General features: G+C 27.7%; 7 protein-coding genes. All 7 read left to right on the forward strand.

What is annotated here, in order from left to right; translation table 11 throughout:
• Positions 1-42: 42 nt before the first annotated feature.
• The 7 genes from ACFHWD_RS04115 to ACFHWD_RS04145 all read left to right on the forward strand — a co-directional run bounded on the left by ACFHWD_RS04115 (position 43) and on the right by ACFHWD_RS04145 (position 16,558).
• Entirely contained in the window at positions 43-4,206 is a 4,164-nt protein-coding gene (locus ACFHWD_RS04115) for an NlpC/P60 family protein (RefSeq protein WP_378060654.1), read from the forward strand.
• A 118-nt stretch (positions 4,207-4,324) separates the two neighbouring features.
• A complete protein-coding gene (locus tag ACFHWD_RS04120; RefSeq protein ID WP_378060656.1) occupies positions 4,325-9,700 on the forward strand; it encodes an Ig-like domain-containing protein in 5,376 nt (1,791 codons plus the stop codon).
• Positions 9,701-10,250: 550 nt separating this feature from the next.
• Positions 10,251-11,618, forward strand: coding sequence for a cell wall-binding repeat-containing protein (locus tag ACFHWD_RS04125; protein ID WP_378060658.1), 1,368 nt, complete (start codon positions 10,251-10,253; stop codon positions 11,616-11,618).
• Positions 11,619-11,841: 223 nt separating this feature from the next.
• Positions 11,842-12,525 carry a hypothetical protein gene (locus tag ACFHWD_RS04130; protein WP_378060660.1) on the forward strand — a complete coding sequence of 228 codons (684 nt, stop codon included), beginning with the start codon at positions 11,842-11,844 and terminating at the stop codon, positions 12,523-12,525.
• Between the two features lie 924 nt (positions 12,526-13,449).
• Positions 13,450-13,644: a hypothetical protein gene (locus ACFHWD_RS04135; RefSeq protein ID WP_378060662.1), complete on the forward strand. Its 195-nt coding sequence runs from the start codon at positions 13,450-13,452 to the stop codon at positions 13,642-13,644.
• 563 nt (positions 13,645-14,207) lie between these two features.
• Positions 14,208-15,713 (forward strand): hypothetical protein, encoded by a 1,506-nt coding sequence (locus ACFHWD_RS04140; RefSeq protein ID WP_378060664.1) that lies wholly within the window; start codon positions 14,208-14,210, stop codon positions 15,711-15,713.
• Positions 15,713-16,558, forward strand: a complete 846-nt coding sequence (locus ACFHWD_RS04145) for a hypothetical protein (RefSeq protein ID WP_378060666.1) — start codon at positions 15,713-15,715, stop codon at positions 16,556-16,558. Before ACFHWD_RS04140 ends, ACFHWD_RS04145 begins: the two co-directional genes overlap by 1 nt.

Genomic DNA, 16,558 nt, shown 5'->3' on the forward strand with positions numbered 1-16,558 from the left:
TACTGAAAGTAATAGAATGATCTCGATGATGTTCAGGGATTAGTGGGAAAGATAAATGAAAAAATTGAAGACTTAAAAAGTGATTCTGAAACTGCATTTGCTTCTAGTCAATTAAAAGATGAACAGAACCAATTAAGTAATTTAGAAGATACATATGTTAAATTAGCAAGTAGAACTGATTTAACAGCAGATGAAAAAAAGAAATTAGCCGATACAACAGCACAGTTAAAAGATTTAGTTCCTGGATTAATTGATGTAACTAATGGTGATACAGATGCCATCGATAAAAATAAACAAATGATTGATGAAAAAATAGTTTCTCTAAGTGCTGAAGGAAATTATATTGCATTGGTAGCTCAAGTAGGACAAGCAAAAGCTAAATCAATGATTCAAAATGAAATAAATCAAACTGAAACTACGATAAAGAATGCTCAAGGGCGTATAGATGCATATAAGGCAGAAATGACTGTCCTAAAGGGGTTAATTACGTTTATTGAAAAAATCCCCGTAATAGGTGATAAAGTAAAAAATAGTACATTAGGTAAGGATCTTACAGATTATAATTATAATGTAGATTTATTGAATCAGTCTGAAAAGAAATTGAAAGCATTAAAATCAGAAGCAGCAAGTGAAAATCAGGGTGATATAGATTGGAATAAATATATGACTCAATATAATAAAGCTTCGGACGCTGTGAAGAATAATACAAATGCTCAAAATGACAATACAAAATCTACACAAGATGGAACTGATGCTGTAAATGATAATAGTGATGCATTAGAAAATAATACGAAAAAAATCGAAGATAATACAGCTACAATGGATAGAGCTAAAGAAGTAGCTAAAGAGTATGAATTACAACTATCTTCATTGGCTAATGTAATAAAAAAGCAAGAAGATATTACTGAGAATTATGCAAAAGGTTCTGAGAAACGTAGAACTTCAATGCAACAGGAGATTGAGTTAGTAAAGCAAGAAATTGGGATATATCAAGATGCTCAGGCTAGTGCTTCTTCAGTAACTAGTATGAGATCTATTGTTGCAAATCAAAGTGGTACAGCTATTGGAAAACAAATTGTTACAGATGCAGAGAAGTATTTGGGAACCCCATATGTGTGGGGTGGTGAATCTCCACAGGGCTTTGATTGTAGTGGACTTGTTCAATATGTATATAAACAAGTTGGTGTTGAATTAAGTAGAACAACTTATGATCAATATAAGCAAGGCACTCCTGTAAGTAAACAAGATCTTGAACCTGGTGATTTGGTATTTTTTAAAGGTTCAGATGGTTCATGGAGTAGTCCAGGACATGTAGGTATATATGCAGGTGATGGTAAATATGTACAAGCACCCAAAACTGGTGATGTTGTTAAAATATCTGATCTAGATGCTAGAAATGATTATATCGGTGCTAGAAGGATTATATCAGGTAATGGTTCTAATACTTCGGTAACATCTTCTAAATTAACATATGCAGATATAGTAAATGCTGCTGCACAAAAATATGGTTTAAGTCCCAATTTAATTGCTGGTGTTATTCAGGAAGAGAGTAGTTGGGATGCAAGTGCTGTATCACCCGCAGGAGCTAAGGGACTTATGCAACTTATGCCTGGAACAGCTAGTGAATGGGGTGTTGCTGATGTATATAATCCATATCAAAATATTATGGGTGGTACTGCATATTTAGCTTATTTGGTTAAAAAATATGGTGAGCGTCAAGGTGTAGCTTTATATAATACAGGCGAATATGGTGGGGGATCTCAATCTTATGCTAATGCAGTATTAAATTATGCATCTCAATTTGCAAACGATAAATTAGAAATGCCAACAACTTCAGTTTCAGGGACATTATCAGATGAACAAGATATGATGTCAAAAGTTGAAGAATATGCTTCTAAAATTGAGGATGATACTCAAAAAATACATGAATTATATAAGGATATATATGAAGATTGGATTACTCAATACGACAATCAAACGAAATTAATAGATTCTTCCATTCAGAAAATGGAATCAATGAAAGATATAGACGGCGAAAATGATAATGCTTATATTGCAAATTTAAAACAAATATTAGATACTACGAATAGTAAAATAGCAATATTAAAAAACGAACAAAATTTTGTCAATTCCCAATTAAAGAATCCAGGTGGTGTATATACAGATGCGGTATTACAAGAGATGCAAGAAAAAAGTACTGAACTTGTAAATACTATAACAGATGTACAAAAAGCTATAAAAGAAGCTGGATATGCATGGGCACAATCTAAGTTTGATAATATTACAACTACTATTCAAACGAATTTAACTTTAATTGAAAATGCTCTAAATAGATTAGATAATGCTAAAACTGTTGATTTATCTTCAAAATTATCATTACAGACTCAAAAAGTAGATGAAGATAAAAAATATATTCAAAGTTTAACAGATTTATTGCGTGAATTAAATGCAGAAGAAGCAAAAACAGGTGCGGTTTATCTTTTTGATAAAATTAAAGAAATAAATGCTGAATTAGATAAAGCAAAAACAACATTATCTGAGGATAACAAAGGAATTGAAGATATAAAAAACTCTATATCCGATTTGACTAGTACAATTCTTGACAAAATTAAAGAAATAATATCTAAGAACAATGAATTATTTAAAGATGGATTAGATAAGAATCTTAAATTATTTGAAGATGCTGTAGATAAAGAAGTAAACAAATTAGAAGAAGCTAGAAAAAAACTGGAAAACAATGAAACTAATTATACAGATATTCAAAATATTAATGATTTGCAAAGGCAATTAAATGCTATACAAGGTGATGATATCGCTTCTAAAGCACAAAGAGAAGATTTACAGAAGCAATTAGATGAAGCCAATAGACAATTCGCTAGTGATACTATGGATCAGAATATCCAAAATAGGGAAGATGCCTTGAATAAAGCTAAAGATGAATATGAGAAATTAGAACAATCATATGCCGATGCTATTGATAATAGTAATGATGATGCAAATTTAAATAAACAAGCTAATCAAGCATTAATAGGTGGTTATTTATTAGATTCTAATGGAAACAAGGTGGACTTAGAAACTGCATTAAAGAATTATGAAGATGAATTCGGAGAAGGATTAACAGTTCTTGGTAATAAAATAAAAACTGAATTAATAGATCAATTAAAAGAAGTACAGGATCTAATGAATGAATTTGGTACTTTAGATACGACTAAAATCAATTCTACATCTAAAGTTAGAACTGTATATGGTACTGGTGTTGATTTACAAAATGCTGAGTCTATATTAGGTACAGAAGGATATAATTATGTGGATACAAGTTGGACATCTGCTGATCAAGTTAATCCTCAATCAGGGGATATTGTGTTAAGTGGTAGTGTACCTAATAATAAAATAAATGGTGCAACGAATTTGACAGGTAGAGACAGGTATCAAACAGCATTATTTTTGCAAATGTTCAAGGATTCGGTTAATGGTACTATTCCTTATATTTCGGAATATAATAATCAAACTATGAGTGATTATATAAAACAATTTGGAATTATGAGTCAATCGGGTAGAGTATTTGGAACTGGCACAGATTTAGAAAATGCTAAGAAATTATTAGGTAAATTTGGATATACGTTTATTGATACCAATGATATTAGTGGAATTGATTTAAATGAAAATGATATAGTAGTAGGTGGCCCAGGTGTAATAAAAGGTAGTGAAAATGTATTACCTTCAGGTGCTAGATGGTTATGGGGGAATAATAGGCAAGATACCTTAGCAGCAATACAAAAATTATTAGATGAATTTGATAGATTTCCAGTAGATATAGAAGGATTTGCTGAAGGCGGTGACGTTGACTTTACAGGGATGGCAATGTTACATGGTAGTAAAAGTAAACCTGAAACAGTAATAAATTATGATCAAGGACAAGGACTACATTCATTTTTAATGCAACTTCCTGATGTAGTAAATAAGCAATTAAAAGAAAATAGCATAGGTCTAAGTAATAGTCCTATGGTTCAAGATTATTATAATACTATGTCTAAAATAAAAAATGTTATGGATAATAATATTGGAGGATCTAATAGTAATAACGTTAGTACTCCTGTAGTGCCAACACAATATATAATTCAGATTGGTAAAGTATATGGAACTGATAAAGATACTGCTGAAGAATTTGCACGAGATGCTTTAAGTTATATAAATAAACAAGGATAAATTATTGGAAATACCATTAAATATGGTATTTCCTTACTATTAAATATATTATAAAGGGAATGAATGAGTTTCTTTTATAATATATTTAATAAATTAAAAAATAGGAAGGGGAATTATTTTGATTAGATCAAGTGAGGATTTTTATTATAATGGGCATTATTCAACAGAATTTCATGTAAAGAATGTTAATATAGATGATAGTTCAAATACTATGTTGGTAGATCCATTATTTTCAACGAGAACGTTAACCAAAGAAAAATTGAAATATAGATCTAGATCATATTTTCAAAACATACAATCAGATAATAAACAAGTTATATTAAGTTTAGCTTTTGAATATGGTATAGAAGTTACAAATTCCTTATTGAGAGCTATACAATCTTGGTTATTATCATATAATGGTTATAAAGATTTGTGGTTTTTAGATGATTGTAAACAGATCGATGGAACATATGATATAACTAAGCCTCGAAGAATTTATAAAGCAACTATTATAGATGCTGGTAATTTTTATCATTTTGGTATGCCTGAAGGATACGTTGGAGATATAAAATTCGAAACAAATTCTCCTTATTGCTATTCATTAGAAAGAGGAGGAAATATATATAATCTTACTACAAACGATAATATTATTGATCCTACAAAGCGAAGTATTGTAAATTTTTTTAATCATGGTGATTTTCCTATATTACCTCAAATGAAAATAATAGTAGGTATGAGTGATGGAGAAGATCCCAATAATTTAGGATTAACAATAATAGGTAATAAGATAACACCTGAAAATGCGGGTGCAGGTAATGAAACAAATGATGGATTTAATAGAATATTTGTAGATGAAGCTTATAATTTTAGCAAATATCCTATATTTCAATTAAAAAAAGGTAGTAAAGCAAGTGGCTTTTTTCAATTAGTTGGAACGGTTTATTATGGAGAAGAATTTAAGTTAGGAGATTCTGTGTATGAATTTGATTTAGGATATGGGAAACCATATAATAAGAATGATATAGAAAATATTTTAATACCAGTATATGCTAAAAAGGCTCATAATAGATTGGTTTTTGATGAAGGAAGTATAGTGGAAGATGCTAGTACGATTACTATAGGGGATCAGATATTTGAATTTGATAGTAATGAGGTATATTCTCCTAGTGATATTCAGGTGGATATCAGTTTATATATGGGTAGAGCTAAAGGAATATTACATTTAAATAGTAATTTAACACCTGATCAAAAAATAAAAATAGGGGATATTACTTATATAGCTAAAGGTGGCACAAGAGAAGATGTAATAAAAATGACAGATCATTTATTGAGTGATTTTTCAGAAGATGTATATAATCTAGAAATTAATAGAGAGTCATTAGAAACTAATACTACTAATATTTCTACAAAACAAACTAGAGATATTAATACTTGTTTAGTAAGGAATATCACAAGGAATCCTTCAGATCTAGGTATAAGAAAAATGGGATATATTAATAAAGACTTTGTGTGGGTATTAAATGATGGGGAAAGTGGTACAGATTTTGATACTGAGATTGATGATGTACCTATAAATGGTAGAGTAATAGTTGCTTTTAATGAGCCTATAGATAAATCTACTGTTAATTCTGATACAATACAAGTTAGAGATAGTGAGGGTATACTAATTGATTGCACTTATGATATTTCTACTAATGATGGTGGAAAGACAGTAGGTATAATTCCTACACAAGATTATAAATATGATTCTGATTATTTTGTATATGTTTCACCAGAATTAAAGAAAGCAAATGGAGAAAAATATACTCAAACTAAAAGGATTAAGTTTCATACAAAAAAAGAAGGTGATACTTCTACAGAAAGGTATGAAAATGTTCCAGTTACGAAAACATTTTATATATATTCTGCTTATAAAATAGATAGTTCAACAATAAATAATTATGTTTATGTAACTAAATCAGGTAGTTATATAAGAGAAGATACGAAAACTCAATTAATAAATAGTGGAAAAACAATAGAAATTTCGCCTAAAACGAAATACGATTATAATGAGAATTATACAGTACACGTAGAGCAAGGATTAAAAGATGTAGATGGCAAAAATATAGTAACTGAAAATAAATTAATTTATTTTACTACTGCCGAAGATACCAATATAACTCATGCAGATATGGACTTTATACCAATAGGTAATGTTCCCATATCTGAAACTATTAAAATACCTTTTGATGGAAAATTGGATAGTAAATATGTAGATAACAGTATTGTTGGTAGAGAGTTGCAATTATTAGATGGAAATAATAATGAAGTCTATGTAGATGTAAATATTAGTCCTTTAGCTAATAATGTGTTAGATATAACACCAAAAGTCCCTTTAAATTATAATAGTTATTATTTTCTATATATCAGTCAAGCTATGTTATTAGAAGGAAAGAATAATATATTAGCACCTTTAAGATATAAGTTAATAACTGAAACAGAGGAATATGCAACCCAAAGGTTGTCTGATGAAATGACTGACTCATATTCGGAAGTTGAGAAGGGGAATAAATCTGCATTACAAGATGATTATACAGATGTAAATATAGATAAAACTATAGTTTATCATACTAATTATGCTTTAGATCCTGCTACTGTGAATAGCAATAATATATGGGTTATGAATAGTAAAGGCGAAAAGGTAAATGCAAAGATTGAACCGACAGCAGATAATAGTGGAATACAAATATTTCCTATAGAACCTCAACAAGTATGGGAGAAAGGTACTACGTATCATGTTTATGCTAATTCTGAGGTAAAAAAGACCAATAAACCAAGAGTTTTTGCAGGTAGTGTTCCTCCTGATGGTGATTATGAAAATGCTGTTGCTATATTTGGGGATTATTTTGACGTAATTAAAACTAATGGCTATACTGTCCAAGGATCTGATATATATGATACAAATGGAAATAAAGTTATATTTCAAAAAGATGATATTTTGATGCAAAATACTGGGGGATTAGAAACAAGTGATTTCAATGATGATGGTACTGTTAAAGATGGTACAGTTATTATTAGTATACCGGATAAGGGAATAAATACAAATAATGCTGAAAATTTAGCTTCAACAAATAGAGAAAAAACGAAAGAAAGAATGGAGACTTATGTAAAAGAGGTAATTAATAAAACATATGTAGGAATTCAAGTATGGAATATGACTACAGAAATAGTTACTTTTACAACAAAAGAATATGATTCAGCAATTTCTATTAATATTGATTCAAGTATATTTTTACCTAATACATCTATAAAAAAAACAGATATAAAAAAGATAAAGGGTATGATTCCAGGTGATGATATATATTTATATGAACATCATGATAAAGATTTCAAAGCAGATCCTAATGCTTTAATTCCATCTAGTATTCCTGTGGGAGCGAAGGTATATGCAGGAAAAAGTCCTATAGATGCTGTTGATAATATAAAAGACGACTATACTAATGCAGTTGAAATATTAGCTCCACTAGGATATACGATAGTAGATTCGACAAGTATGACATTAGATGAAAAAAGAGAGATATTATTTAGACCATTTGACTTGGTTATTGGTGGTGTTTTGGCTGGAACAATACCTACAGATTTCGATCCGACAACAGGTAATTTATTAACGTCAGCACCAAGTGAAACAAATCCTGATGATACCAGAGTTACGAGAGTAACAGGAATACCTATGGAAATAAATATTTATCCAGCTCAAAGATTACAAGGAAGTGCTGCTGATGCAGGAAGAAAAGGTACTTTAGCAGCAATGCAAGAATTTAGGGATAGATATGAAAAAGAAAAGCATGGTGGTACAGATAATTTGGAATATGAATCTAATATATGTCCGCATGGTATAACGTTAGTATATAGTGTGCCAGAAGGAAGCAATGTATATGGAGCTGGTACAGATTATTATAATGCAATTAAGTATTTAAATGGATTTGGATTTGCTAATTTTATTAATGTAGGTATGATGACAGATGAAGAAAAAAGTAATATTGGATTTACTAAGAATGATGTTGTTGTAGGTGGTATGCAAGCAACTGATACGGCTGTAACCAGTGGTGGTGAAACAGTTACGGTTAAAGGAATTGGTGCTATATCATTAAATGGTGCGACAAGATTAGGTGGAAAAGATAGATATGAAACAGAACAAAAAATAAAAGAATATAGTGAAGGTTTAAAAATAAAGACTGTTGCTCCAGGAGATATTGTAAAACTACAAATTACGATAAACAATGAAGAGAATTTAATAAATAATCATGGACAAGGTGAAGGAGATACCCCGTCTTTAAATAAAGGAACAAATGCTATTAACCAAAATACGAAAATAGAATATCATATAGTAAAATCGGTGACAGAATTAGCAAATAATAAAACCCATATAGATTTTTATGAGAGTATAAGAACCACGAATTATATATCTGCTATAGAAGTAACTGATTTATATAAAATGTATGATGAAAGAGAAGCTGAAGATTATTTATTTGATGGATCTTATCAATTTAAAATAGAGAATGATATAAGAAATACACTTATTAATTTTATAAAAGCAATTAATAATACAGGAACATATGGTGTTGAATATTCTCAAGGTACATATAAACATCCTATGGTTTTAGCACAATTATTAAATGAAAATGAAATGGAATTAGATGGATTAGATTATGGTTCAAAATATAATATCCCAATAAGTTTAATTGATAAGGTAGATCCAGGAAATCATTTTTTAACTCCTACATTAGAGGGAGGAAAAGATTGTACTTGTAGTAATGCAATTATAGCTTTATCTAAGACAATAGAAGAACAAAATGATAAAAAAGAACGTTATAATAAGGATCAATATAATATAGTAGATTATGATTCAAATACATTAACCATAGAGCATAAAATGTGTGGAAAGAGATATAATGATATTATATGTTTAGCTAATGTAAATCAGCAATATCAAACGCCTTATTTAATTACAAATGATACTGATACTTCTGTTAGTAATACATCTTTAGTTAATTTACAAGACTTTTTGACAAGAGAAAAACAAATTGCTAAATGGGATAATGAAACCTTAATTGGAGGAGAAGACCCTACTGCGAAAAGTTGTATTACTGCATTAAAGAATAAAATTACTAATTATGACAATAATATAGATATTGATTACGCAACTATAGAAAATAGTAGTAATATTGATTATACAAAGTTAAATATAGTATATAAAGAAATAGGAGAGATAGGAAATATATATATGAATACAAGTTGTGTAAATGGCAAATTATCTGCTAAAAAGTTAAGTGGTGGACTTGACGGTTTACATGCCGGTGAAACTTTGATTATAGACAATGAAAATCAGAAAATAGTTAGTGATTCTGGTAAGGATAGGTATAAGAATTTTAATAATAATTGGCTTGAAGTTCCATTAGAGGGTGTGGAGTTATCAAGCCAAGAAGGAACTTTTACTATACAATTTGCTTATAGAGAGACTTATAATATTTAAGTTGTTTTGTTGACATTTTTTTTTGTATGTGTTATATTATAAATGTAGAAAAAAGAAAAGTAGATTTTCGCATATTACGGTATACCAGAGACGTCAATCTCTGGTATTTTACTTTATGTAAAAATAAAAATCACTAAAGGCAATCAATACTGGACTGCTAATACGGTTAATTAGCTTTTTACGTTCTCCCTCGTCAAAGGGTTTCATTTTGCCTTTTGTAATTCTTATGCATTATTTAAAGAATGTTGTGTATATTTTCAGGATTATATCTACGACAATTTTTACAAATTTTATTTTCTCTTTTGTAGATTTTCGTATGACAACACCTCCTCACAACAGAGTTGGTGTCCAGTATGAACGAGGGGCTAACATAGTCGCTGACAACTTGTCCTTATTATATCACAAATTCACTGATTATAGCTAAAAATGTAAGACATTATATAGTAAAATAATTTTAATGTTAATATATTGTTAAAAATATTGGTAAATCTTTTCATATTATAGTATAATATATGTAAAAGTAAATAGAAATATGAAAGGATTGGTCAGATTGAAGAGAACTATAAGAAATCTTTTAATTGTTATTGGTATAGTTGTAATAAGTCTTAGTTGTTTTTTATATAATTCAAACGATGTAAAAGCAGAAGATTCTACTATAGGTTTAAGTGATACTAGGATATATGGACAAGATAGATTTGAAACTTCTGCTAAATTATCTAGTCAAGATTTTAGTGAATCATATTATGCAGTATTAGTAAATGGGACAAACTTTGCGGATGCTATTACTGCTGCTCCTATAGCTTATAAAATGGAAGCACCTGTATTATTAACATATAAGGATTCTATTCCTAATGTTATAACTGATGAATTAAAAAGGTTAAAAACTAAGCAAGTAATATTAATTGGTGGTAATGGAGTTATTTCAGATAGTGTTGTTAATCAGTTAAATAATTTAGGTATTTCTATTTATTTTAGAGCAGGCGGAGAAGATAGGTTCGATACTTCTATAAATGTAGCTCATTATTTAGTTCCTGAGAATGATAATGCTTATGTAGTAAAAGATGATGATTGGATATCGGCTTTAATGGTTGCTCCATTATCTTGTCCAACTCAAACACCAATTATATATGGTTCAGATGTGGGTTTTAAAAAAAGTGGTGCGGATACTTTACGTAATCAAAATATAAAAAAATTTGATATAATAGGTTTTTCTTCAAATACAGATTATTATAATAATACAGCTCAAACAATAACAGATCATTCATGGTATAAGGATTCTACAAATATTAATATTATAACAGAAACAAGTAGAGAAAATTTAAATAAAAAAATTTTAGATTATTATAAAGATAAATTTAATTTTAATACCGTATATATTGTTTCTGATAAATCTTTTGCAGATGGGTTAAGTGTAGCAACTTTAGCAGGTACAACAAATAGTCCAATTATATTTGTTAATGAAAATAATATGAGTGAAATTGAAAAATATATTGGTGAAAATACAGATAAAATTCATAATGTAAAAATTATTGGAGGAGAAAGTTTAATACCTCAAGATTTCATGGATAAAGTATGGAAATATAATTCTGAAATTGGTGGAAATACAATACCAGACTTTGATGATAGTGATGCTGATGTATTAACAAAATATACACATTGGTTAGATAAATATGGCTTAACTGAAGAACAAGCGACAAGAATAGTTAGAGAAAAAACAGGTGATAACAGTTTAGAATCAGGTATGGAAGGATTTGGACATGATTTCGATTATACGGACAAAGGTATAAATTTATCTGAAAGAAGATTTTGGTGGTTTTTTGATAGTAAAGAAAATACTTTTTTAGTAGATCAAGAAAGTGGTAACGTATATAAAATGATAGAAAATAATAGTGAGAAGAATATTTTTCAACAGATGTAAATTATATTAAGAGAGTTTTAATAACTCTCTTAATATAATCAATATAATTAATAAAACCATATTGATTATATTTAAATGGTATGATATTATATATTTAACAAATAAAACCTTGAAGTATGTTACATATGATATTAAAATAAAATTTAAGAAGTAATTGTCTTATTTTATATAAAAAAGTAATTTAAAGAAATGTCATATTATTATATTTTAAGGGGAGATTGTTATGGGGAGAAGGACAAAAATTATAATATGTATTTTAACAGTATTAGTTGTATTTATTAGTATGATGTTAGCGAAAATGCAAAATGATAAAAGAAATATTACTACTGAAGAAAAAAATATAGAAAATTTATTAAATGTAAATGCGACTAATGAGATTGATAAAAATAAATTGGACGATATTTGTCAATTTATTGAAAATAATAAGAATAATAAATCTATTAAATATGATTTTGTTGATTATGTCTTTCATAGACATTCTATTAGTTATAATTTTGATGATGAAGAACTCTCTTGTTATTACAGTAATTTTGGGCCTATAGTTAATACTTTATATAAAATTTATCCAGATGATGCAACCGTAGAATTGGTATACAAAGATATTAATCATATTTCTGATAATACTGGCGATTCTACTCAGGATATTGCCGATGAAGATACTGAACAAAATAATACTTCTTCTTCAAGTAATACAAATAATATTCTACTTTTTTTAGGTAGAATATCTCCTTTTTTGGTAATTTTGACTCCATTTATTATTTTTAATATTATTGTAGCAAATCTTATTTCAAAAGATGCTAAAAAAAGAAATATGAATTCATCAAACTGGTGGTGGTCAACATTCTTTTTTGGATTAATTGCAATTATTTTATATGTAATTGTAAGAGATCCGAGAAAAACTATTTGAGAGAAGCAAATAGAATGCTTTATTTATTTGGAAAAAGAAAATGGCTGGATATTGCAAAAAATATAAATTATGTGTTATAATAATTGATGAACGGATTATGGAAAGGTTCGTTTAACTTATGTATTTAGAAAACAAACGTGTAAGGTAAGTAGCTTCTTGCGAAAGTTACTTACTATTTGCTATTTTTAAAAATTCAGGTCTATTGACTTTTTATTTTTTGTGTGCTATATTAAACATGAACAAAAGACATAAAAATATAGTGAGTATAGTTATTTAATGTGAAAGGTCAAGAGACTGCTAACTCTTGACCACTTTATTTATATCTTAAATAATTCTAATTAATATAATCAATACTGGATGTGCTATATGTGAAAAATAGCATTTTTACGTTCTCTCTCTGCTAAAAGAGTTTCATTTTATACTAATTAGAATTACTATTGGGTTAATTATTTTTTATGGATTTTTTAATATCAATTATTGTTGCAATTATTATTAAAATATACGCTATAATTTGTAATATAGTAAGTATAGTCATTCGTTTAACACCTCCCTATCCCCTAGGAAAATGTCCAGTATGAACGGACTGACAACATATGTTACTAACATATAAATTATAACATAAATTATAGTAAATTATTCATATGATACAATATTATTTTAATTATATTGTATATAAAATAAACACTATATATTGACATAAATAAATTTAAAGAATATAATATTAATAAAAACAGAATATAAAATGCTCTGCGAAATAAAATTAATAAATGAAATTGTATTACAATATATTTGATTATTATTGATTTATAAATTATGATATAATAATGTATAAGTGGCAGATACTCTAACAAAAAGTTATTTAATTTTGTCTATAATATAAGAGAAATCAATTATATTTGTTGCGTAATTGGGGAGTGGATTATATTGGCAACTAAAAATGCACAAATAATTATACGTTTATCTGAAGAGAAAAAAGAAAAATTACAAGAAATAGCAGATAATATGGGAATAGATATGAGTAAATTAATTAGAGATAAAATAGATGAAATTATTAAATTCATTGATAAATTATATGATAAATACATAAATCATATAGACAATGATATTAATGCAAATTAATAAAAATAAATATATTATAAAGGAGATTTGGACTTCCAAGTCTCTTTTTTGTGTATTTATTTCTCATTTTAGGAATAAAACTTGACTTTTTTGTGTAGTATACTATAATATAAGTACATTAGAAGATGAAAATCTTTTAATTTATAAGAAAGCTAATAATTTAAAACATTAAATGGTCATATGGGGGAAAGGAACTAGTTGCGACCTAGTTTCTTTCTTTTGTTTTAAAAAAGCAGAATTGCTTGTCTCACTTTCATGCCACAAGGAATTGCGACTTCCTATAATGAGTTAAGGCAAGATTCCGCTTATGTTACGTTAGTGTAAGAACATGAAGATTATGGAGATAAGTTGAAAGAATAAACTAGTAAGAGCAATTTTCTCCATAAGAGTCAAATGATTAAGGTGTGATTTCCTTTTGGTCATACGGGATCACCCCTTTCTTTTGTGTAATACTTTAGTGGCATACTTATTATAACATATTTTTCTATTTAATAAGAAAAAAAGGTAGGTGATTAATTATATTTCTGGAACCAGATTTTCAAAAGAAAATACCAAGACCTAAATTGTGGTTAGCAAAACCAGATAAGACAATCATAACTTCATTATTCGAAATAGAACCGACAATTAGTTATAAAGTTAGTAATATAGATGAAATGACATTTAATATGCCGGCTTTTTTAGAAGAAGAAGATTATTTTGAAGAAAATCCTAATGACACAACAGAGAAATATGGTAGGGAATATCCAATAAAAAATCCGCACATAAAATTGTTATCTAATAGAAAATTAATAAAAGTATTATATAATGATCAAGAAGAATGGTTTATAATTATGGATTCTAATAAAACAGGAGAAGAAGAGAAAGATTATGTTGTCATACAAAGCTATAGTTTAGGTTATGAATTAAAAGATACGACAGTCTTTAATTATACAACTAAATCTGCAACACTACGACAAATATTAGCAGGTAATTATTTGGATGGAACAAAAGGTATATTATCAGATACACAATGGTCTATTGGCTATATGGATAAAAGATATGATAAAGTATATAGAACATTTGATAGTTATACTGGGACTGTATTACAGGCTATAGTAGAAGATCTTAAAACTATGTTTGAATATATAGTTGAATTTGATACTGAAAATAGATTATTGAATTTTTATTATATCGAGAATTATGGTAACAATAGTGGAATAGTATTTAATGAGCAAAAATACTTAAAAACAATTAACGAAGATAAGAACGCTGATTCTGAAGTAATGTGTACAAGATTATATTGTAGAGGAAAAGATAATTTAGATATTAGTTCTATTAATCCAACAGGACAACCATATATAGATGATTTCTCATATTTTATGTATCCATTTGAAATGACTAGAGATGGTACTATATTAAAACATAGTGATAATATGATGTCGGATGACTTGTGCGTTGCTATAACTAAATATCAAGCTAAAATAATGACATATAGAGGGAAAATTTATGAATTAACAGATAGAAAAAATACATATGATTCTTTAGTGTTATATAAGAATCAAGAATTGAATTCTTTAAAGAATCAAAAAAGTTTATTTGCGGATAAATTAGCAGTGGCACAGGGATCGGGGAACTCTACTCAACCTATTATAGATATTCAGGAACAGATAGAAAGTGATATAACTAATAAAAAAAATGAAATAGATGAAATTCAATCTATATTAGATAATATAGAAAATGAAATAGATGATATAAAAAAAGAGTTGAGTTATGAAAATAATTTTACAAGTGCAGAATTAATGGAATTAAAGCCTTATATTATAGTGGGTGAATGGCAAGATGAAAGTTACATTGATCCAAAAGATTTATATATGGAAGGGCAAATTCAATTACAGAAAAAGAATAAATCTAAGATTACTATAAATATTGATTATGTTAATTTCCTTGAATGTATAGATGAACAAGATATGTGGAAACAGCTAAAATTGGGAGATAAAATTATAATTAATTATACGCCATTGGATATTAATAGTGATTTCAGATATGGTGATGAAGAGTATATTCCTTCCGATGAAGAGGGGGATTTATGATGCCAGATAGTAATATATTGCCCTATGATTTTAATAAGATTATACATTATAATAATATTAATATTTCTACAAGTAATTTTACTGGATATACAGTAAACACTAAAGATAAAACTATAAAATTAAATATATCAGATTTAGATAATATAAATAAAAGCTCCAAAAAAGAAGAATTATTAAATACTCTTAAAAATGCTAAACGAGCAGGAGAGAAAATAAATAAGTTAGAATCTAATATTAATTCTTTAAAAGATAAAACAGAGAATATACAAAAAACTATAAATACTTCTGTACATAATGCAAATGATAAACCTATAGTTGGTGGAATAGGTCAAAATTCTGGTATAGACTATCGTGGATTGTATTCTCATGAACTAGGGAATTCAGATAAGGGTATAAGAATTACTAATGGTATGTTAGGATACTATAGAAATGGAGATAAAGAATTTCAGCCAATATTAACTTCTGATGGATTAGTACCTGATGCTATAACACAAATAATAAATATAAGTAAAATTGGGACAAATCAAGGTAGTAATAGTAGTAATAATGGTGGCGATGGAGGCTCTAATTCCAATACTAATAGCGGGAATAATAATTCTGGTAGTAGTATAAATTTATTAGAGTTGCCAAGTGAATATATATATGATTCAGAAGGTAAAAGAATAATAGAAACAGATTATATACAAAATGAAATAATTCTATATAAAGAATTATTCGGAAGAAATGTTGACGGCAGAATTAACCAAATAGTATTATGTGATAAAGATGGAAATATTATAAAAACAACAGAATTTATTAGAGATGAAAATAATAAAGTTATAAAAACAAATTATATATATTATTAG

The sequence above is a fragment of the Clostridium sp. MT-14 genome, assembly GCF_042436595.1.
GTDB lineage: Bacteria > Bacillota > Clostridia > Clostridiales > Clostridiaceae > Clostridium_B > Clostridium_B aromativorans.